The 18,748-nt window shown below is 70.9% G+C and carries 15 protein-coding genes and 2 tRNA genes; 6 read left to right on the forward strand and 11 right to left on the reverse strand.

Going from position 1 to position 18,748, the window contains the following annotated elements; all coding sequences use genetic code 11:
• Positions 1–122: 122 nt before the first annotated feature.
• From OP86_RS19645 to dnaA, 11 genes are all read right to left on the reverse strand, one after another.
• Positions 123–196 (reverse strand) — tRNA-Ile (locus OP86_RS19645).
• Between the two features lie 85 nt (positions 197–281).
• Positions 282–358 (reverse strand) — tRNA-Ile (locus OP86_RS19650).
• A 16-nt stretch (positions 359–374) separates the two neighbouring features.
• The gene (locus OP86_RS19655; protein WP_030259770.1) at positions 375–1,769 is read right to left on the reverse strand and encodes an SAM-dependent methyltransferase; all 1,395 of its coding nucleotides are present in this window, start codon (positions 1,767–1,769) and stop codon (positions 375–377) included.
• 259 nt (positions 1,770–2,028) lie between these two features.
• Positions 2,029–2,694 (reverse strand): DUF3566 domain-containing protein, encoded by a 666-nt coding sequence (locus OP86_RS19660; protein ID WP_234435054.1) that lies wholly within the window; start codon positions 2,692–2,694, stop codon positions 2,029–2,031.
• A 225-nt stretch (positions 2,695–2,919) separates the two neighbouring features.
• Positions 2,920–5,457 carry a DNA gyrase subunit A gene (gene gyrA, locus OP86_RS19665; RefSeq protein WP_051830301.1) on the reverse strand — a complete coding sequence of 846 codons (2,538 nt, stop codon included), beginning with the start codon at positions 5,455–5,457 and terminating at the stop codon, positions 2,920–2,922.
• Between the two features lie 131 nt (positions 5,458–5,588).
• Positions 5,589–7,604: a DNA topoisomerase (ATP-hydrolyzing) subunit B gene (gyrB, locus tag OP86_RS19670; RefSeq protein ID WP_030059678.1), complete on the reverse strand. Its 2,016-nt coding sequence runs from the start codon at positions 7,602–7,604 to the stop codon at positions 5,589–5,591.
• A 257-nt stretch (positions 7,605–7,861) separates the two neighbouring features.
• Complete coding sequence (locus tag OP86_RS19675; protein WP_030059677.1) at positions 7,862–8,401, reverse strand: DciA family protein; 540 nt, start codon at positions 8,399–8,401, stop codon at positions 7,862–7,864.
• Between the two features lie 121 nt (positions 8,402–8,522).
• The gene (recF, locus tag OP86_RS19680; protein ID WP_030259774.1) at positions 8,523–9,656 is read right to left on the reverse strand and encodes a DNA replication/repair protein RecF; all 1,134 of its coding nucleotides are present in this window, start codon (positions 9,654–9,656) and stop codon (positions 8,523–8,525) included.
• A 73-nt stretch (positions 9,657–9,729) separates the two neighbouring features.
• A complete protein-coding gene (gene gnd, locus OP86_RS19685; RefSeq protein ID WP_030259777.1) occupies positions 9,730–10,605 on the reverse strand; it encodes a phosphogluconate dehydrogenase (NAD(+)-dependent, decarboxylating) in 876 nt (291 codons plus the stop codon).
• Between the two features lie 172 nt (positions 10,606–10,777).
• A complete protein-coding gene (gene dnaN / locus OP86_RS19690) occupies positions 10,778–11,908 on the reverse strand; it encodes a DNA polymerase III subunit beta (RefSeq protein ID WP_030059675.1) in 1,131 nt (376 codons plus the stop codon).
• Positions 11,909–12,842: 934 nt separating this feature from the next.
• The gene (gene dnaA / locus OP86_RS19695) at positions 12,843–14,696 is read right to left on the reverse strand and encodes a chromosomal replication initiator protein DnaA (RefSeq protein WP_030259779.1); all 1,854 of its coding nucleotides are present in this window, start codon (positions 14,694–14,696) and stop codon (positions 12,843–12,845) included.
• 352 nt (positions 14,697–15,048) lie between these two features.
• Here dnaA and rpmH point away from each other — a divergent pair, with 352 nt between their 5' ends.
• From rpmH to rsmG, 6 genes are all read left to right on the forward strand, one after another.
• The gene (rpmH, locus tag OP86_RS19700) at positions 15,049–15,186 is read left to right on the forward strand and encodes a 50S ribosomal protein L34 (RefSeq protein ID WP_030059672.1); all 138 of its coding nucleotides are present in this window, start codon (positions 15,049–15,051) and stop codon (positions 15,184–15,186) included.
• A gap of 18 nt (positions 15,187–15,204) precedes the next feature.
• Positions 15,205–15,633 carry a ribonuclease P protein component gene (gene rnpA, locus OP86_RS19705; protein WP_030059671.1) on the forward strand — a complete coding sequence of 143 codons (429 nt, stop codon included), beginning with the start codon at positions 15,205–15,207 and terminating at the stop codon, positions 15,631–15,633.
• Positions 15,630–15,944: a membrane protein insertion efficiency factor YidD gene (yidD, locus tag OP86_RS19710; RefSeq protein WP_030059670.1), complete on the forward strand. Its 315-nt coding sequence runs from the start codon at positions 15,630–15,632 to the stop codon at positions 15,942–15,944. The genes rnpA and yidD overlap by 4 nt, the downstream gene beginning before the upstream one ends.
• A 3-nt stretch (positions 15,945–15,947) precedes the next feature.
• Entirely contained in the window at positions 15,948–17,105 is a 1,158-nt protein-coding gene (gene yidC / locus OP86_RS19715; RefSeq protein WP_030059669.1) for a membrane protein insertase YidC, read from the forward strand.
• A gap of 82 nt (positions 17,106–17,187) precedes the next feature.
• A complete protein-coding gene (locus OP86_RS19720) occupies positions 17,188–17,718 on the forward strand; it encodes a Jag family protein (protein ID WP_030059668.1) in 531 nt (176 codons plus the stop codon).
• 178 nt (positions 17,719–17,896) lie between these two features.
• A complete protein-coding gene (gene rsmG, locus OP86_RS19725; protein ID WP_030059667.1) occupies positions 17,897–18,736 on the forward strand; it encodes a 16S rRNA (guanine(527)-N(7))-methyltransferase RsmG in 840 nt (279 codons plus the stop codon).
• Positions 18,737–18,748 lie beyond the last annotated feature (12 nt).

Below are 18,748 nucleotides of genomic sequence, written 5' to 3' on the forward strand. Positions count from 1 at the left end.
CACGCAAGACGCTCGGCTGGGATACCCCAGCCGAGCGTCTACGTGATCTACTCACCACCTGAAACCAAGTGGTGTTGCGACGACCCCTTGAACCCAAGATCACTCCGGGGCCTTCGGGGAGGTGGGCCTAACAGGACTTGAACCTGTGGCCTCTTCCTTATCAGGGAAGCGCTCTAACCGTCTGAGCTATAGGCCCTCGCCGAACAGAGAGCGTACCGGAATCCGCCCGATCCGCGAAAACGTCGAAGGCCCCGGAGTGGATCACTCCGGGGCCTTCGCGGTGGTGGGCCTAACAGGACTTGAACCTGTGGCCTCTTCCTTATCAGGGAAGCGCTCTAACCGTCTGAGCTATAGGCCCTTGCCGCACTGAAAGATTAGCGGACCGACGGCCGATCTCCCAAATCCGCGTCGGCCGGGGCTGCGGCGCCGACCCCGGTGACCGGCTGCGGCGTGCCGGTGGCGGGGCGCAGCAGCCACTCCGCGCGGGTCGGCGGCAGGCCGGCCGCGCCGTGCTCGGTGCTGCGGACGGCGAGGACCTGGTTGATCCCGATCCGGTTCTGCTCGAAGGCCAGCGCGGAGGCGGCCATGTACAGCCGCCAGACCCTGGCCCGGCCGCGGCCGACCAGCCCGACCGCCTCCGTCCAGTGCGCCTCCAGGTTGGCCACCCACTCGCGCAGGGTCAGCCCGTAGTGCTCCCGCAGCGACTCGACGTCACGGACCTCGAAGCCGGCCTCCTCCAGCCGGGCCACGGTGGAACCGACCGGGGAGAGCTCGCCGTCCGGGAAGACGTAGCGGTCGATGAAGGGGCTGGTGCGGTGCGGTTCTCCGGGGTGGTCGGGGCGGCGGGCGATCTGGTGGTTGAGCAGCCGGCCGCCGGGCACGAGCAGCCGGTACAGGCCCTCGGCGTAGATGCGGTACTGCTCGGAGCCGACGTGCTCGGCCATCCCGACGCTGGAGATCGCGTCGAACGGCCCGTCGGTGATCTCCCGGTAGTCCTGGAGCCGGACCTCGACCCGGTCGGCCAGGCCGGCCTCCTCCAGCCGGGCGCGGGCCAGCGCGACCTGCTCCCTGGAGATGGAGACGCCGACGGCGGTGACGCCGTAGTGCTCGGCCGCGTGCAGCAGCAGCGATCCCCAGCCGCAGCCGACGTCCAGCAGCCGCATTCCGGGCCGTAGGCCGAGCTTGCGGCAGATCAGGTCGAGCTTGGCCGCCTGGGCGGCCTCCAGGCTCTTCGCCTCCGGTGTCCAGTAGGCGCACGAGTAGACCATCGAGGGGCCCAGCACGAGGCCGTAGAAGTCGTTCCCGACGTCGTAGTGGTGGCTGATGGCCGCGCGGTCCCGGCCGCGGCTGTGCAGCCGCCCCCTGGCCGTGCGGACCTCCTCCAGGGGCGGTGCCGGCTCGGGGCCGATCGCCCCGGCCCGCAGGAGGGCCGCGACGGCCCGGCGGCCGGGCGCGCCGAGGGCGTCGCGCGGCCCGAGGTCCAGCGTGCGGATCTCCGGCAGCTCGGTGAACGTGCCGACCACCGAGAGCACCTCGTAGAGGTCGGTGCCGGGGGCGATCTCCAGGTCCCCCGCGACGTAGGCCCGGGCGAGGCCCAGCTCGCCCGGCTGCCAGAGCAGGCGGCGCAGTGCCCGGCGGTTGCGCAGGACGACGGTGGGCGCCCCCGGCGGCCCGGCGACGCTGCCGTCCCAGGCCTGTACCCGCAGCGGTACCGGAACCCCCAGCAGCCCGTCCAGGGCCTCGACCAGTTGACCTGCGAGCTTCGCCACCGCGCGCCTCCGTCCAGTCGTCCTGCTGAACTCACCTGACCCGGTCGTGCGGACCGGGGGCGGCCTGCGGCACTCCCAGGCGCGGAACGGGCGGCACCCAGCAAATCCCACGGCGCTCGGCCCGATTCCGGGCGGCACGCCGCGGGCTGCCGGCTGTCACCCGAAATGCCGACGGGCCCCACCGGCTGCAACAGCCTGTGGGGCCCGTACATTCCGTCCGCGGAGGGCGAACTGAGTGGCGGTCAGGATCCGGCCGGGATCAGTCCTCCTCGGCCAGGGTCAGCTCGACACCGCCGGTGAAGCCGGCCGCCGCGTTGTAGATGAACGCGGAGAGGGTGGACAGCGCGGTCAGCAGGACGACGTCGACCACGGAGATCAGCGTGCTGAAGGTCATGACCTTGCCGAAGCCGACGTAGTCCATCAGGTTGACGCCGCCGGTGCTGTCCGAGCCGGTGACGTCCTTGAGGGTCTTGGTCAGCGAGTCGAAGACGCCGAGCGAGTCCAGCGTCATCCACAGCACCGCCGAGGCCACGATGAGGATGATGCCGACGGCCAGCGACAGCAGGAAGCTGACCTTCATCACGGACCACGGGTCGACCTTGGTCACCCGCAGCCGGGCCTTGCGGGTCCGGCCGAGGCCGGGGCCCGCGGGGGCGGCCGCGGGCGCGGCGGCGGGGCGGCGGGCCGCCCCGGGCACGGGGGTGCCGCCCGGCGGGGTGTTGCCGGAGGTCCGGGTGCCCCGGGCCGGGGTCGGCTGCCCCTTGGCGTACGTGGTCGGCTGCGAGAAGCCGCCCGAGCCGCTCGCCGGGGCACCCGGCGGCGGGGGCGTCTGACCGCCGTAGGTCGCGCCGCTCTGGCCCGCGCCGCCGACCGGCGGCATCAGCGAGGTGGACGCGGCCGAGTGCTCGGTCGGCGGCTGCGGCACGCCGTAAGAACCCCCGCCCTGCGCGCCCGGACGGCCGCCGGAGGTTCCTCCCGCAGCACCCGTGGCTCCACTCACCTGGTCCTCCCGCACTTCCCACCAGGGCGGCGGCGCCGCCCTGCTTCGTCACTCGTCATCCAGCGCCCGGCGGGATTGCCCGGTACTGGTCGGCGTCCGGCTCCGCCGCGCCCCACTGTGTGGACGCGGCGGAGCCGTCTGCGGTTCGGTTCAGGCCTCGACGTCTCCGCCGACCGCCGTCTCCGTCCCTTCGGCCGTCTCGGTGGACTCGGTGCCCGCGACCTCGTCCTCCGCCGTCTCCTCGTCCTCGGCCTCCGCGTTGCGGGCCATGCCCACGACCGCGTCGCGCTTTCCGAGGTTGATCAGTTGGACGCCCATGGTGTCACGTCCGGTTTCACGAACCTCGGAAACCCTGGTGCGGATCACCCCGCCCGAGAGGGTGATCGCCATGATCTCGTCGGTTTCGTCGACCACGAGCGCGCCGACGAGCGAACCCCGGCCCTCGACGATCTTCGCCGCCTTGGTGCCGAAGCCGCCGCGTCCCTGGACACGGTACTCGTCCACACCGGTGCGCTTGGCGTAGCCGCCGTCCGTGGCGGTGAAGACGTACGTCCCCGGACGGACGACGTTCATCGACAACAGCTCGTCGTCCTCGCGGAAGGACATGCCCTTGACTCCGGAGGTGGCGCGGCCGGTGGGCCGCAGGGCGTCGTCGGTCGCGGTGAAGCGGATCGACTGGGCCTTCTTCGAGACCAGCAGCAGGTCGTCCTCGGCGGAGACCAGCTCGGCGCCGATCAGCTCGTCGTCCCGGCCGTGCTCGTCCTGGCGCAGGTTGATCGCGATCAGGCCGCCGGAGCGCGGGGAGTCGTAGTCCTTCAGCGCGGACTTCTTGACCAGGCCGGCCCGGGTGGCGAGGACCAGGTACGGCTTGTCCTCGTAGGTGCGGACGGCCATCACCTGGGTGATGTGCTCCTCCGGCTGGAAGGCCAGCAGGTTGGCCACGTGCTGCCCGCGGGCGTCGCGGCCGGCGTCCGGCAGCTCGTAGCCCTTGGCGCGGTAGACCCGGCCCTTGTTGGTGAAGAACAGGATCCAGTTGTGGGTGGTCGTCACGAAGAAGTGGTCGACGATGTCGTCCTGCTTCAGCTGGGCGCCACGCACGCCCTTGCCGCCGCGCTTCTGCGAGCGGTAGAGGTCGGAGCGGGTCCGCTTGACGTAGCCGCCACGGGTGATCGTGACGACGATGTCCTCCTCGGCGATGAGGTCCTCGATGGAGAGGTCGCCGTCGGAGGGGATGAGGGTGGAGCGCCGCTCGTCGCCGTACTTCTCGACGATCGCGGTGAGCTCCTCGGAGATGATCTCCCGCTGACGGGTCGGCGAGGCCAGGATCGCGTTGTACTCGTCGATCTTGCGCTGCAGCTCGTCGTGCTCGTCCATGATCCGCTGGCGCTCCAGGGCGGCCAGGCGGCGCAGCTGCATCTCCAGGATGGCGTTGGCCTGGAGCTCGTCGATGTCGAGCAGGCCCATCAGGCCGGTGCGGGCGGCGTCGGCGCTCGCCGAGGCCCGGATCAGCGCGATGACCTCGTCGATCATGTCCAGGGCGCGCAGCAGCGCACGCAGGATGTGGGCGCGCTCCTCGGCCTTGCGCAGCCGGAAGCGGGTGCGCCGGACGATGACCTCGACCTGGTGGTTGACCCAGTGCCGGATGAAGGCGTCCAGCGACAGGGTGCGCGGCACGCCGTCGACCAGGGCCAGCATGTTGGCGCCGAAGTTGGTCTGCAGCTCGGTGTGCTTGTACAGGTTGTTGAGCACGACCTTGGCGACCGCGTCGCGCTTGAGCACGACCACCAGGCGCTGGCCGGTGCGCGAGGAGGACTCGTCGCGGACGTCGGCGATGCCGGCGATCTTGCCGTCCTTGACCAGGTCGGCGATCTTCAGCGCGAGGTTGTCCGGGTTGACCTGGTACGGCAGCTCGGTGATGACCAGGCACTGGCGGCCCTGGATCTCCTCGACCTCGACGACGGCGCGCATGGTGACCGAGCCGCGGCCGGTGCGGTAGTAGTCGTCGATCCCGCGGCGGCCGACGATCAGCGCGCCGGTCGGGAAGTCGGGGCCCTTGATCCGCTCGACCAGGGCATCCAGCAGCTCCTCGTTGGAGGACTCCGGGTTCTCCAGGTACCAGAGCGCGCCGGAGGCGACCTCGCGGAGGTTGTGCGGCGGGATGTTGGTGGCCATGCCGACCGCGATGCCGGTGGCACCGTTGACCAGCAGGTTGGGGATGCGGGCCGGCAGGACGGTGGGCTCCTGCGAGCGGCCGTCGTAGTTGGCGGCGAAGTCGACGGTCTCCTCGTCGATGTCGCGCATCATCTCCATGGCCAGCGGCATCATCTTGCACTCGGTGTAGCGCATGGCCGCGGCCGGGTCGTTGCCCGGGGAGCCGAAGTTGCCGTTGCCGTCCACCAGCGGCATCCGCATCGACCACGGCTGGGCCAGGCGGACCACGGTGTCGTAGATCGAGGTGTCACCGTGCGGGTGGTAGTTGCCCATGACGTCGCCGACGACGCGGGCGCACTTGTAGTAGCCCTTCTCGGGGCGGTACCCGCCGTCGTACATCGCGTAGAGCACGCGCCGGTGCACCGGCTTGAGGCCGTCGCGGACCTCGGGCAGCGCACGGCTGACGATCACGCTCATCGCGTAGTCGAGGTACGAGCGCTGCATCTCGGTCTCGAGCTCGACCGGCTCGATCCGCATGGTCGCCTGGGCGGTGGCCTCGGCGGCCTCGGGGGTCTCGGGCTGTTCGCCGTCGGGACGGTTGTCGTCGACCACTGGTGGTCAGTTTCCTTTCACGCGGACTGGTACGTGCGGGGCCTGGGGTGCAGGCGTCACACGTCCAGGAAGCGGACGTCCTTGGCGTTGCGCTGGATGAAGGAGCGGCGCGCCTCGACGTCCTCGCCCATCAGCACGGAGAACAGCTCGTCGGCACGGGCGGCGTCCTCCAGGGTGACCTGGAGCAGCAGGCGGTGCTCGGCGTCCATGGTGGTGACCCGGAGCTCCTCGGCGTTCATCTCGCCGAGACCCTTGAACCGCTGGATCGCGTCGTCCTTGGGCAGCCGGCGTCCGGCCTCCACCCCGGCGGCGATCAGCGCGTCGCGCTCGCGGTCGGAGTAGGCGTACTCGAAGTCGTCCTTGCCCCACTTGATCTTGTACAGCGGCGGCATGGCGAGGTAGACGTACCCGGACTCGACCAGCGGCCGCATGAAGCGGAACAGCAGGGTCAGCAGCAGGGTGCGGATGTGCTGACCGTCGACGTCGGCGTCGGCCATCAGGACGATCTTGTGGTACCGGAGCTTGGACTCGTCGTAGTCCTCCTGGATGCCGCAGCCGAAGGCCGAGATCAGCGCCTGGACCTCGGTGTTCTGCAGCACCTTGTCGATCCGGGCCTTCTCGACGTTCAGGATCTTGCCGCGGATCGGCAGGATGGCCTGGGTGCGCGGGTCGCGGCCCTGCTTGGCCGAGCCGCCGGCGGAGTCACCCTCGACGATGAAGATCTCGCACTCGGACGGGTCCTTGGACTGGCAGTCCGAGAGCTTGCCCGGCAGCGAGGCGGACTCCAGCAGGCCCTTGCGGCGGGTCAGGTCGCGGGCCTTGCGGGCGGCGACGCGCGCGGTGGCGGCCTGGATGGACTTGCGGATGATGTCCGCGGCCTCGTTGGGGTTGCGGTCCAGCCAGTCGTTGAGCTGCTCGTGGACGACCTTCTGGACGAAGGTCTTGGCCTCGGTGTTGCCGAGCTTGTCCTTGGTCTGGCCCTCGAACTGCGGCTCGCCGAGCTTGACCGAGATGATCGCGGTCAGGCCCTCGCGGATGTCCTCGCCGGAGAGGTTGTCGTCCTTCTCGCGGAGCAGCTTCTTGTCCCGCGCGTAGCGGTTGACCAGGCCGGTCAGCGCCGCGCGGAAGCCCTCCTCGTGGGTGCCGCCGCCGTGGGTGTGGATGGTGTTGGCGAAGCTGTAGACCCCCTCGGTGTAGGAGGAGTTCCACTGCATCGCGACCTCCACCGAGATCGCCTTGTCCTTGTCCTCCGCCTCGAAGTCGATGACCGAGGGGTGGATCACCTCGCCCTTGCGGGAGTTGAGGTGGGCGACGAAGTCGGCGATGCCGCCGTCGTACTTGTACGCGACGGTGAGCGGCTTGCCGTCCTCGTCCACGTGCTCGGGGCGCTCGTCGGTCAGCGAGATCGACAGGCCCTTGTTGAGGAAGGCCATCTCCTGGAAGCGCCGGGAGAGCGTCTCGAAGGAGTAGACCGTGGTCTCGAAGATGTCCGGGTCGGCCCAGAAGGTGACGCTGGTGCCGGTCCGGTCGGTGGCCTCGTTCTTGGCCAGCGACGCGGTCGGCGCGCCCATCTTGTAGTCCTGCGTCCAGCGGTGGCCGTCGGTGTGGATCTCCACCGCGAGCCTGGTGGAGAGCGCGTTCACCACCGAGACGCCGACGCCGTGCAGACCGCCGGAGACCGCGTACCCGCCGCCGCCGAACTTGCCGCCCGCGTGCAGCACGGTGAGCACGACCTCGACGGCCGGCTTCTCCTGCCCGGGGACGATGCCGACCGGGATGCCACGTCCGTTGTCGACCACCCGCACGCCGCCGTCCGGCAGGATCGTGACGTCGATGGTGTCGGCGTGCCCGGCCATGGCCTCGTCGACGGAGTTGTCCACGACCTCCTGCACCAGGTGGTGCAGGCCACGCTCACCGGTCGAGCCGATGTACATGCCGGGACGCTTGCGGACGGCGTCGAGGCCCTCCAGCACCTGGATGTTGCTGGCGTTGTAGGAAGCCTGGTCGGACTGGTCTGGGGTCTGGCTGGGGTTGCCGGAATCGGCCACGAAGCGCCCTCTCTGGCACAGCACGGGCCGCATTCCCGCCCCGTGCGGGCGAGCGTGCGACCACGGCGTTTCGACTCGGTTGCCACTAGCAACAGTGTTTGGCTTTCAGTCTACCGGTACGACTGACAGAGATGGGCGTTTGGCAGCCCTTGAAGGCAGATATGCCGCCCTGAATCCCCTCTGCACATGTCCCGATACTCGACCGGGGGCCCCGGAGCGCCTGGGAGGGCTGCCAGGGGTTCCGGAAGATCGCCATCCGATCCGCACCGGGCCGACGCCCGTCACCCCCAGGTGTCGCCCGGCCCCTTGCTCCCCGGCGCACGCAGCCGGCCGTAGCCGCGGGCGGGCGCCGCCGGGCCCAGCACCTTGATGGTCTTGACCGTCCCGTGGCCCAGCTCGTGGTTCAGACGTGCCACCAACTGGCGTGCCAGCCAGCGGAGTTGAGTGGCCCAGGCGGTGGAGTCGCACTGCACGGTGAGCACCGCGGCGGCCTCGTCGTAGGAGGAGGGGTGGCAGTGCGCGGCGATGTCCGGGCCGACGATCTGCGGCCAGCGGCCCATCACCCCGCCGACGGCGGCCGAGGACTCCCAGCCGCGTTCGGTCAGCAGCCGGTTCAGCGCCGTGCCCAGCGGGACCGGGTCGCGGCCGTCCGAGCGGGCACCGCTGCGCAGGCCGTGCCGCTTCGCCTCGCGCTTCTCCCGGACCTGCTCGCCGCGCTGGCGGGCCTGGGCGCGGGCGGCCCGCAGTGCGGAGCGGGCGAGGTCGGCGCCGGTCGGCTCGGGGGCGCCGGGCTCGGGGGAGCGTTCCGTCGGCTCGCTCACGGCGAACTCCTTTCCCCAGCCTGTGGACAACGGTCGCGGTCGCGCGCCCGCCGAGCCGTCCAGCCTACGGGAGCGCTCGGGCGCCACGGCCCGGGGTGGTGGTCGCGGGGCGGGTGCGCGGTCAGGCGTCGACCCGGCGGACGGCGCCGTCGCAGACCGAGAACCGGGCCCCGGCCAGCGCCTTCGGCACGTCCTCGGCGACCGCCGCGGTCACCAGCACCTGCTCGCCGTCGGCCACCAGTTCGGCCAGCCGGTCCCGGCGGGCGGCGTCCAGCTCGGCGAACACGTCGTCCAGGATCAGCACCGGCTCGCCGCCGTCGGCGCGCAGCAGCTCGTACGAGGCCAGCCGCAGCGCGAGCGCGAACGACCAGGACTCACCGTGGCTGGCGTAGCCCTTGGCGGGCAGCGGGCCGAGCTTGAGCACCAGCTCGTCGCGGTGCGGGCCGACCAGGGTGACCCCGCGGTCGACCTCCTGCTTGCGGACCGCCTGCAGCGCCCCCAGGAGCTGCTCCTCGGCCTGCTCACGGCTGGTCGGCAGCTCGCCCTCGAAGGAGCTGCGGTACTCCAGCGCCGTCTCCCCGCCACCGGGGGCCAGCTGCCCGTACGCGGCCGTCACCAGCGGCTGCAGGGCGGCCACCAGCTGGATCCGGAAGGCCGTCAACTCGGCCCCGGAACGAGCCAGATGGCCGTCCCAGACCTCCAGCGTGGACAGGTCGGCGCCCTTGCCGCCGCCGGCCCGGCGGGCCATCGCGGCGGTCTTCAGCAGGGCGTTGCGCTGCTTGAGCACCCGCTCGTAGTCCTGCCGCACGCCGGCCAGCCGGGGCGCGCGGGCGGTCAGCAGCTCGTCCAGGAAGCGCCGCCGCTCGCCGGGGTCGCCCTTGACCAGGCTGAGGTCCTCGGGGGCGAACAGCACGGTGCGCAGCAGGCCCAGCACATCGCGCGGGCGGACGTTGTCGGAGCGGTTGATCCGGGCCCGGTTGGCCTTGCCCGGGGTGAGCTCCAGCTCGACCAGGGTGGAGCGGCCGCGGTCCACCACCGAGGTGCGGATCACCGCCCGCTCGGCGCCCAGCCGGATCAGCGGGGCGTCGGTGGCGACCCGGTGGCTGCCCAGGGTGGCGACGTAGCCGATCGCCTCGACCAGGTTGGTCTTGCCCTGGCCGTTGGGCCCGACGAAGGCCGTCACGCCCGGGTCGAGGGGAACCTCGGCCCGGGCGTACGACCGGAAGTCGGCGAGCGACAGATGCGCAACATGCATGGCTGTGGACTGTGCCCGCCTTCTGTGGACGAACCGGGGCCGCGCCCCGGGTGGGGCTCGGCCCCGGTGGGGACTACTTCGACTCGACCGCGTGGCCGCCGAACTGGTTGCGCAGCGCGGCGATCATCTTCATCTGCGGCGAGTCGTCCTGGCGGGAGGCGAACCGGGCGAACAGCGAGGCGGTGATCGCCGGCAGCGGCACGGCGTGGTCGATCGCGGCCTCGACGGTCCAGCGGCCCTCGCCGGAGTCGGCGGCCCAGCCGCGCAGCTTGGCCAGGTGCTCGTCCTCGTCCAGGGCACGGACGGCGAGGTCCAGCAGCCAGGAGCGGATCACGGTGCCCTCCTGCCAGCTGCGGAAGACCTCGCGCACGTCGGTGACCTCGGGGGCGGCCTCCAGCAGCTCCCAGCCCTCGGCGAAGGCCTGCATCATCGCGTACTCGATGCCGTTGTGGACCATCTTGGCGAAGTGGCCGGCGCCGACGCTGCCCGCGTGCACGTCGCCGAACTCGCCCTCGGGCTTGAGCGCGTCGAAGATCGGCTTGGCGAGGGCGACGTGCTCGGCGTCGCCGCCGTACATCAGGGCGTAGCCGTTCTCCAGGCCCCAGACGCCACCGGAGACGCCGCAGTCCACGAAGCCGATGCCCTTGGCGGCCAGCGCCTCGGCGTGCTTGATGTCGTCGGTCCAGCGGGAGTTGCCGCCGTCGACGACCACGTCGCCGGGGGAGAGCAGCTCGGCGAGCTCGTCGACGGTCGCCTGGGTGGCGGCGCCGGCCGGGACCATCACCCAGACCACGCGCGGGCCCTCCAGCTTGGTGACGAGTTCCTGCAGGCTCTCGACATCGGAGATGTCCGGGTTGCGGTCGTAGCCGATGACGGTGTGGCCGGCGCGGCGGATCCGCTCGCGCATGTTGCCGCCCATCTTGCCGAGACCGATGAGGCCGAGCTCCATGACCAAGTCCTTACCTGTGGTGACGTGCCTGCCGGCGGCGCCGTTGCCGCACTCCCCGAGCCTACGCGCTGAACCGCCGAGGCCCGCCTGCGGTCGGGCCGACCGGGGGAGACGTCCACAGGCTGTGCACAGCGGGTGTGCACAGCCTGTGGACGTCTCACGCGGGGGCGGCTCAGCCGGAGAGGCGCACCGGCATGATCAGGTACTGGTAGGCCTCGTCCGCCTCGGCGTCCACCGCGGCCTTGCCGCTGAGCAGCGCGGGCTTGGTCGGGGTGGTGAAGCTCAGCTGGGCGTAGGCGGAGTCGATGGCCTTGAGGCCCTCCTCCAGGTAGCCCGGGTTGAAGGCGATCGAGATGGCGTCGCCCTCCAGGGAGGCGTCGATCCGCTCGGTGGCCTGGGCGTCGTCGCCGGAGCCGGCCTCCAGCGTCAGCACGCCCTCCTCGAAGTTCAGCCGGACCGGGGTGTTGCGCTCGGCGACCAGCGAGACGCGCTTGAGCGCCTCCAGGAAGGGCTGGGTCTGGATCGCCGCGATGGCGTTGAACTCCGTCGGGAACAGGCTGCGGAACTTGGGGAACTCGCCCTCCAGCAGCCGGGTGGTGGTCCGGCGGCCGGCGCCCTCGAAGCCGATCAGGCCCTCGCCCGCGCCGCCCGAGGAGAGCGCGATGGAGACGTTGTCGCCGCTGCCCAGGGACTTGGCGATGTCCTGCAGGGTCTTGGCCGGGACCAGGGCGACGGCGGAGATGTCCGACTGCTCGGGCTTCCACAGCAGCTCGCGGACGGCGAAGCGGTAGCGGTCGGTGGCGGCCAGGGTGATCCGGTCGCCCTCGATCTCGACCCGGACGCCGGTGAGCACCGGGAGGGTGTCGTCCCGGCCGGCGGCGACCGCGGCCTGGCTGACGGCGGAGGCGAAGACGTCGCCGGGGACGGTGCCGGTGGCGGTCGGCATCTGGGGCAGGGCCGGGTACTCGTCCACGGGGAGGGTGGGGAGCGTGAAGCGGGAGCTGCCGCAGACCACGCTGACCCGCTGGCCGTCGGTGGAGATCTCCACAGGCCTGTTGGGGAGGTTGCGGGAGATGTCGTTCAGCAGCCGGCCGGAGACCAGGACGGTGCCGGCCTCCTCGACGTCCGCCTCCAGCTCGACCCGGGCCGAGACCTCGTAGTCGAAGCCGGACAGCGCCAGGCTGCCCTCCTGCGCCGTCAGCAGCAGGCCGGCCAGCACCGGCACCGGCGGCCGTGCCGGGAGGCTGCGGGCAGCCCAGGCCACCGCCTCCGCGAGGACGTCACGCTCCACCCGGAACTTCACCGGTAACCGCCTCCTGGATCGAGCGCTCCCGCTCGCACTCTGGTTCGTCTGATCTTGATCGTCGGTTCGGCTGTCCGCCGAGCTCTGCCACTCCGCTTCCAGTCGCAAGGGACAGTCTGACGTACTCCGCCGACAGACGGGGCAGACGGGCGGAAGCAACCCGAACAGATGTCGGGGCCCGGTTGTCCACAGATTCGGCGCCCACCTGCTTTGAAAGCAAGTCCTCGGTCTAAATGTGTAGTGGTAGTAGTAGGGCCTGTGGAAACCGTGGATAACCCCGTTTCCGCAGGTCAGAGCCCGAATTTTGTCCACAGTGACTGTGGACGGCGGCTGTGGACGGACAGGCCGCGCTGTGGACAGCCGAGCGTTACCCACAGGCCACGCTGGGTATCCACAGGTTATCCCCAGCCCTGTCCCCAGATCCGGGGTGGGTTATCCACGGGGGCCGGTCAACTTTACGTGACGGCTTTCACACCAGGGCATGAACGATAGCCCACGGTTGTCGAACTGTGGACACCACTGTGGACAACCTGGGGATAACCGCCCCCTGCCTGGGGACAACCGGTGGATAACCCGGACGGCCCACTGGCGGGCCGTCAATTGTCCACAACCTGTGGATAACCGTTGTGCACAAGTCCACAGGCACCTGACCTGCGCGGAAGAGCGTAGCGGCGACCGGCCTGTGGACGAATTCTGGATAACTCCGGACTCCCCGGCCTGTGGACTGTGGGGAAGGCGCCCGTCCTGTGGACAACTGCCGTGCGCGCCCCCGGTTTTCGAATCACCGGTCAGTTGTTCGGCGCGGGCTGTGGACTGGCGGAACGTCCGTCGACGCATCCCTGCCCAGCCGGCGCGCGACGCACACCTGTGGACATGCCGAAAAGGGCGTCAGGATCGCTCCTGACGCCCTCCGGGCCGCGCTCCGCGGCGGTGGCTAGCTCTTGATGCGGTTGGTGAGTTCGGTGACCTGGTTGTAGATCGAGCGACGCTCGGCCATCAGCGAGCGGATCTTGCGGTCGGCGTGCATGACCGTGGTGTGGTCGCGGCCGCCGAACTGCGCGCCGATCTTCGGCAGCGAGAGGTCGGTGAGCTCCCGGCACAGGTACATCGCGATCTGGCGGGCCGTCACCAGCACCCGGCTGCGCGAGGATCCGCAGAGGTCGTCCACACCCAGGCCGAAGTACGCGGCGGTCTGCTGCATGATGACCTGCGCGGTGATCTCCGGGCCGGCGTCCTCGTCCCCGCCCGGGATCAGGTCCTTGAGGACGATGCCGGCCAACTCCAAGTCCACCGGCGCCCGGTTGAGGTTGGCGAAGGCGGTGACCCGGATCAGGGCGCCCTCCAACTCCCGGATGTTGCGGGTGATCCGGGACGCGATGAACTCCAACACGTCGGCGGGGGCGTTGAGTTGCTCCTGGATCGCCTTCTTGCGCAGGATCGCGATCCGGGTCTCCAGCTCCGGCGGGGTGACGTCGGTGATCAGACCCCACTCGAAGCGGTTGCGCAGCCGGTCCTCCAGCGTGGTCAGCAGCTTGGGCGGCCGGTCCGACGAGAGGACGATCTGCTTGTTCGCGTTGTGCAGGGTGTTGAAGGTGTGGAAGAACTCCTCCTGCGTGGACTCCTTGCTCGCCAGGAACTGCACGTCGTCCACGAGCAGGATGTCCATGTCCCGGTAGCGGCGGCGGAAGGTGTCCGCCTTGCCGTCCCGGATCGAGTTGATGAACTCGTTGGTGAACTCCTCCGAGGACACGTAGCGCACCCGGGTGCCCGGGAAGAGGCTGCGCGAGTAGTGCCCGATGGCGTGCAGCAGGTGGGTCTTGCCCAGCCCGGACTCGCCGTAGATGAAGAGCGGGTTGTACGCCTTGGCCGGGGCCTCGGCGACCGCCACCGCCGCCGCGTGCGCGAAGCGGTTGCTGGCGCCGATGACGAAGGTGTCGAAGAGGTACTTGGGGTTCAGCCGGGCGGCCGGCTCGTCCTTGCGCGAGCCGCCGGCCGGGGGAGCGCCGGGCGGGGCGGGCACCCCGGGGACGGCGGGACGGTCGCCGACCCGCTCCGGGGCGGCCTTCTCCGGCGGACGGCCGCCCGAGGGCCGCGAGCCGGCGGAGCGGCGGCCGACGCCGGCCCGGGGCTGCTCGTTCGGGCCGGGGCCGTAGGCGCCGCCGAACAGGTCGCCCTGGGTGGTCGCGGGCGGGCCGGGGAGGGGACGCGGCGCCGGGCGGGGCGCGGGCTCCTCGGACTCGTGGTAGCCCGCGGGCTGCTCCTGGTAGCCCTGCCAGCCCTGCGGACCGGTGGCCGGCCCGCCGTAGGGCGCCTGGCGCTGCTCGTAGCCGCCGGTGTCGTAACGGGGGCGCTCGTAGTCCTGCTGCCCGTACGGCTGGTCCTGGCCGTAGGGCTGGTTCTGCTCGTACGGCTGGTCCTGCTCGTACGACCGCTGGTAGTCCTGGCCGCCGTAGCCGCCGGCGTCCTCGGCCGGGCCGGGGTACGGCTCGGCGGGGGCCTGGGAGGCGGGGGTGGTCGGCACGGCGTTGGCGTCGACCATCACGGCGATCCGGACCGGGCGGCTGAGCTCACGGCTGAGCGCCTCGGTCAGCTGCGGCAGCAGCCGGCCCTCCAGCACCTGCTTGGCCCGCTCGTTCGGGGTCGCCAGCAGGGCGGTGTCGTGCATCATCCACATCGGCTGGGTGCGCTGCACCCACTGTTTGTCCATCTCCCCGACATCGGGGTCGTTGACCAGCCGCTCGACGACCCTGGCCCAGACCGGGACGAGGTCGCTGTTGACATCAGCCACTGGTGCACGCTTTCCAAGAACAAACCAGACAAGTTCTGCAACGGTAGTCAGCGAACAGGGCGGGATCAAGTCGTTGTCCACAGGCTGTGGGTAAACCGGGCCCGGAGGGCTGGTTTGACCCTCGTGCCCCGTCCCGCGTACCGTAACCAGGTCGAGTTGTCGATGGCCGCTGCCGCATGTCCGCGGGTCCACCCGCTCCATAAGGCGCGCAGCACGGGCGCCGTGGATTGCCTCAGACCCCAGCCGAACTGGGGCGATGGGCCGGATTTCCGAATCAGGGGAGATCACGCGGACGCACGGTGACGGCCAAGCGACCCCCCGTCATCCTACGATTCACCTCAGGAGCCCCCGAGTGAGCAAGCGCACCTTCCAGCCGAACAACCGTCGTCGCGCGAAGACCCACGGCTTCCGGCTGCGTATGCGTACCCGCGCCGGCCGCGCCATCCTGGCTGCCCGCCGTGGCAAGGGCCGCGCCAGCCTGTCCGCCTGATCCGCGCCAGAGTCTGTTGTGCTGCCCTCCGAGAATCGGCTGCGGCGGCGCCAGGACTTCGCGACCGCGGTGAAACGCGGTCGTCGGGCAGGCCGGCCCCTGTTGGTCGTCCATCTCAGCAGAGATGGTGACCTCCAGGGGCAGACCGACCGGACCAGCGACTCCCGCCCGCACGTCGCCGAGGGGACTCCTTCGGCGCGTGCGGGTTTCGTCGTGAGCAAGGCCGTCGGCCCGGCGGTGGTCCGGAACCTCGTGAAGCGCCGGCTGCGCCATCTCGTCCGTGATCGTCTGTCCAGGCTGCCCGCCGGTAGCCTGATAGTGGTGCGTGCGCTGCCCCAGGCCGCGTCCGCCTCGTACCAGGACCTGGAACGTGACCTGGACGCGGCGCTGAAGCGGCTGCTGAAGGCCGAGCCCGCCGCCACGGCGCCGACGGGAGCAGGGCGATGAAGTACCTGCTGATGGGTCTGATCAGGGTCTACCAGTGGACCATCAGCCCACTGCTCGGTCCGGTGTGCCGTTACTACCCCTCCTGCTCGCACTACGGCTACGAGGCCGTGAAGGTGCACGGGGCGGTGAAGGGCGGCGGACTGACCGCTTGGCGCATCCTCCGGTGCAACCCCTGGTCGCCTGGCGGGGTGGACCACGTACCGCCCCGCAAGCACCCGGTGTGGCACCGCCGGCTGCGTGATCTGCTGAGCCCCAAGAGCGGGACCGCCGAGCCGGAGCCGGTGGCGAAGCCCGATGCCCAAGGAGTCTGACCGGTGACCTTCGGTTTTCTGAGTCCCCTCTACACAGCGGTGTCCTGGATCATCGTCCAGTTCCACTCGCTGTACAGCCACGTCTTCGACCCGGACGGTGGCTGGGCCTGGGGCCTGGCCATCGCCTCCATGGTGGTCGTCATCCGGATCTGCCTGATCCCGCTGTTCGTGAAGCAGATCAAGGCGACCCGGGCCATGCAGGCGATCCAGCCGAAGATGAAGGCCATCCAGGAGCGCTACAAGAACGACCGGCAGCGCCAGTCCGAAGAGATGATGAAGCTGTACAAGGAGGCGGGTACCAACCCGTTCTCCAGCTGCCTTCCCATCCTCGTGCAGGCGCCGTTCTTCACCGCCCTCTACGGCGTGCTCGCCAAGGTCGCCAAGGGCCAGGACATCGGCGTCATCCACGGCGGCCTGCTGGTGAGCGCCGGCAAGGCGCACATCTTCGGTGCCCCGCTCTCCGCGACCTTCCTCGGCAGCAGCGAGACCAGCGTCAAGATCGTCACCGCGGTGATGATCATCATGATGTCGCTGTCGCAGTTCGTCACGCAGCGCCAGCTGATGACCAAGAACGTCGACCTCACGGTGAAGACGCCGTTCATGCAGCAGCAGAAGATGCTGATGTACGTCTTCCCGGTGATGTTCGCCGTGATGGGCATCAACTTCCCGGTCGGTGTCCTCGTCTACTGGCTGACCACCAACGTCTGGTCGATGGGCCAGCAGCTGATCGTCATCCACAACAACCCGACCCCGGGCAGCAAGGCCTTCCAGGAGCGCCAGGAGCGGCTCAAGAAGGCCGGCCGGCTGCGTCCGGACGGCACGGAGATCAAGGGTGCGCTCTGGGGCATGCTGCCCCCGTCCAAGGACGCCCTCAGCGCCGCGTCCGCCGCGTCGGCCGCGATCGAGGAGTCGGTGCAGGCGCGCCGCCAGCAGCCCCGCCGGCAGAGCAAGTCGCAGCGCCAGCACGGCGTCGCCGGTCAGCCGACCGCCGAGCTGAGCAAGGACGCTCCGGCCGAGGAACCCGAGGACGCCGCCCCGACCGACTCGGGCACCAAGCCGGCGGCCGCCAAGCAGGCCGCGGCGAAGCCCACCGGCACCAAGCAGGGCACCCGGCAGCAGCCGAAGCGTGGTGGCGGCCAACGGCCGAAGAAGAAGTCCTGACCGGCCCCGGGCCTGTTGTGACAGCCGCGAAGAGCTTCGTTCCCGGCCCGCCAGACGGGCCCATCTCCGAAGGAGTCCATCAGTGACGGAAGGCACCACCTCCGCCGTCGAGGCCGAGGCCGCCGCCAGCGCCGACGAGAACGTCATCGCCCGCCTGGAGCAGGAGGGCGACATCGCGGCGGACTACCTGGAGGGTCTGCTCGACATCGCGGACCTCGACGGTGACATCGACATGGATGTCGAGGGTGACCGTGCCCTGGTGTCCATCGTCAGCGACGGCAACGACCGCGCGCTGCAGCGCCTGGTCGGCCAGGACGGCGAGGTGCTGGAGGCCCTGCAGGAGCTGACCCGGTTGGCTGTCCACCGGGAGACCGGCGAGCGCAGCCGCCTCATGCTGGACATTGCCGGCTTCCGGGCCCGCAAGCGCACCGAGCTGGCCACGCTCGGCGCCAAGGCCGCCGAGCAGGCGAAGAGCACCGGCGAGCAGGTCAAGCTGCAGCCGATGACGCCGTTCGAGCGCAAGGTCGTCCACGACGCGGTCGCGGCGGCCGGGCTGCGCAGCGAGTCCGAGGGCGAGGAGCCCCAGCGGTGCGTGGTCGTGCTGCCGGCCTGAGGCCGGCAGGTCGATGACCGGTCGCGCTGGCGGCCGGAGAGCTTCACCGGACGCGACCCCGTCCGCCTCGTGCGGGCGGGGTCGTCGTCCCTTCCGCGGGGAGCGGCCCGGCGGGAGACGTTTCACGTGAAACAGTGCGTTGAGCGGGTCGGTGGATCCGGGGATCGGAGAGGTCGAGATGGACACGGAGAACGCGGCTGGCGGCCGGCCGGGGGCGGACGTGGATCCGGCCGCCGAGGGCCGGACCGCCGAGGTGGCTGTGCCGGGCGAGGCGGTCGGGCCGGGCGAGGCGCCGGCCGCTGCCAGGGAGGTGTTCGGCGACCGTTTCGACGCCGCGGTCCGGTACACCGAGCTGCTGGCCACCGCGGGCGTCCAGCGTGGGCTGATCGGGCCGCGTGAGGTGCCCCGGCTCTGGGACCGCCACGTCCTCAACTGCGCGGTGCTGGCCGAGCTGCTGCCGAGCGGCATCACCCTGTGCGACGTCGGCTCGGGCGCCGGCCTGCCCGGCATCCCGGTGGCGCTGGCCCGTCCGGACGTCTCGGTGACGCTGCTGGAGCCGCTGCTGCGCCGGACCACCTTCCTGGAGGAGGTCGTCCGGGAGCTGGGGCTGGAGAACGTCACCGTGCTGCGCGGCCGTGCCGAGGAGATGATCGGCAAGCTCGCGGTGGACGTGGTGACCGCCCGGGCGGTGGCGCCGCTCGATCGGCTGGCCGGCTGGGGCATGCCGCTGCTGCGGCCGCACGGCCAGATGCTGGCGCTCAAGGGCGACAGCGCCGAGCAGGAGCTGGCCGACTCGCGCGCCGGGCTGACCAAGCTGGGCGCGGTCGAGTGGAGCGTCATCTCGGTCGGCGAGGGCACCCTGGAGACCTCCACCCGGGTGGTCCAGGTCAAGGCGGGGGAGAGCCCCGGCGGGGTGAAGGCCGCGACCCGGCGCGCCAAGGCGGCCCGGGCGGGCCGCAACGCGACCGTCCGCAACGGCGGCGAGCGCGGTCGGGGCGGGCGGCGCCGCAGCCGCTGAGCCGGGCGGGCG

The organism is Streptomyces novaecaesareae, assembly GCF_000716875.1.
GTDB classification, from domain to species: Bacteria; Actinomycetota; Actinomycetes; order Streptomycetales; family Streptomycetaceae; genus Kitasatospora; species Kitasatospora novaecaesareae.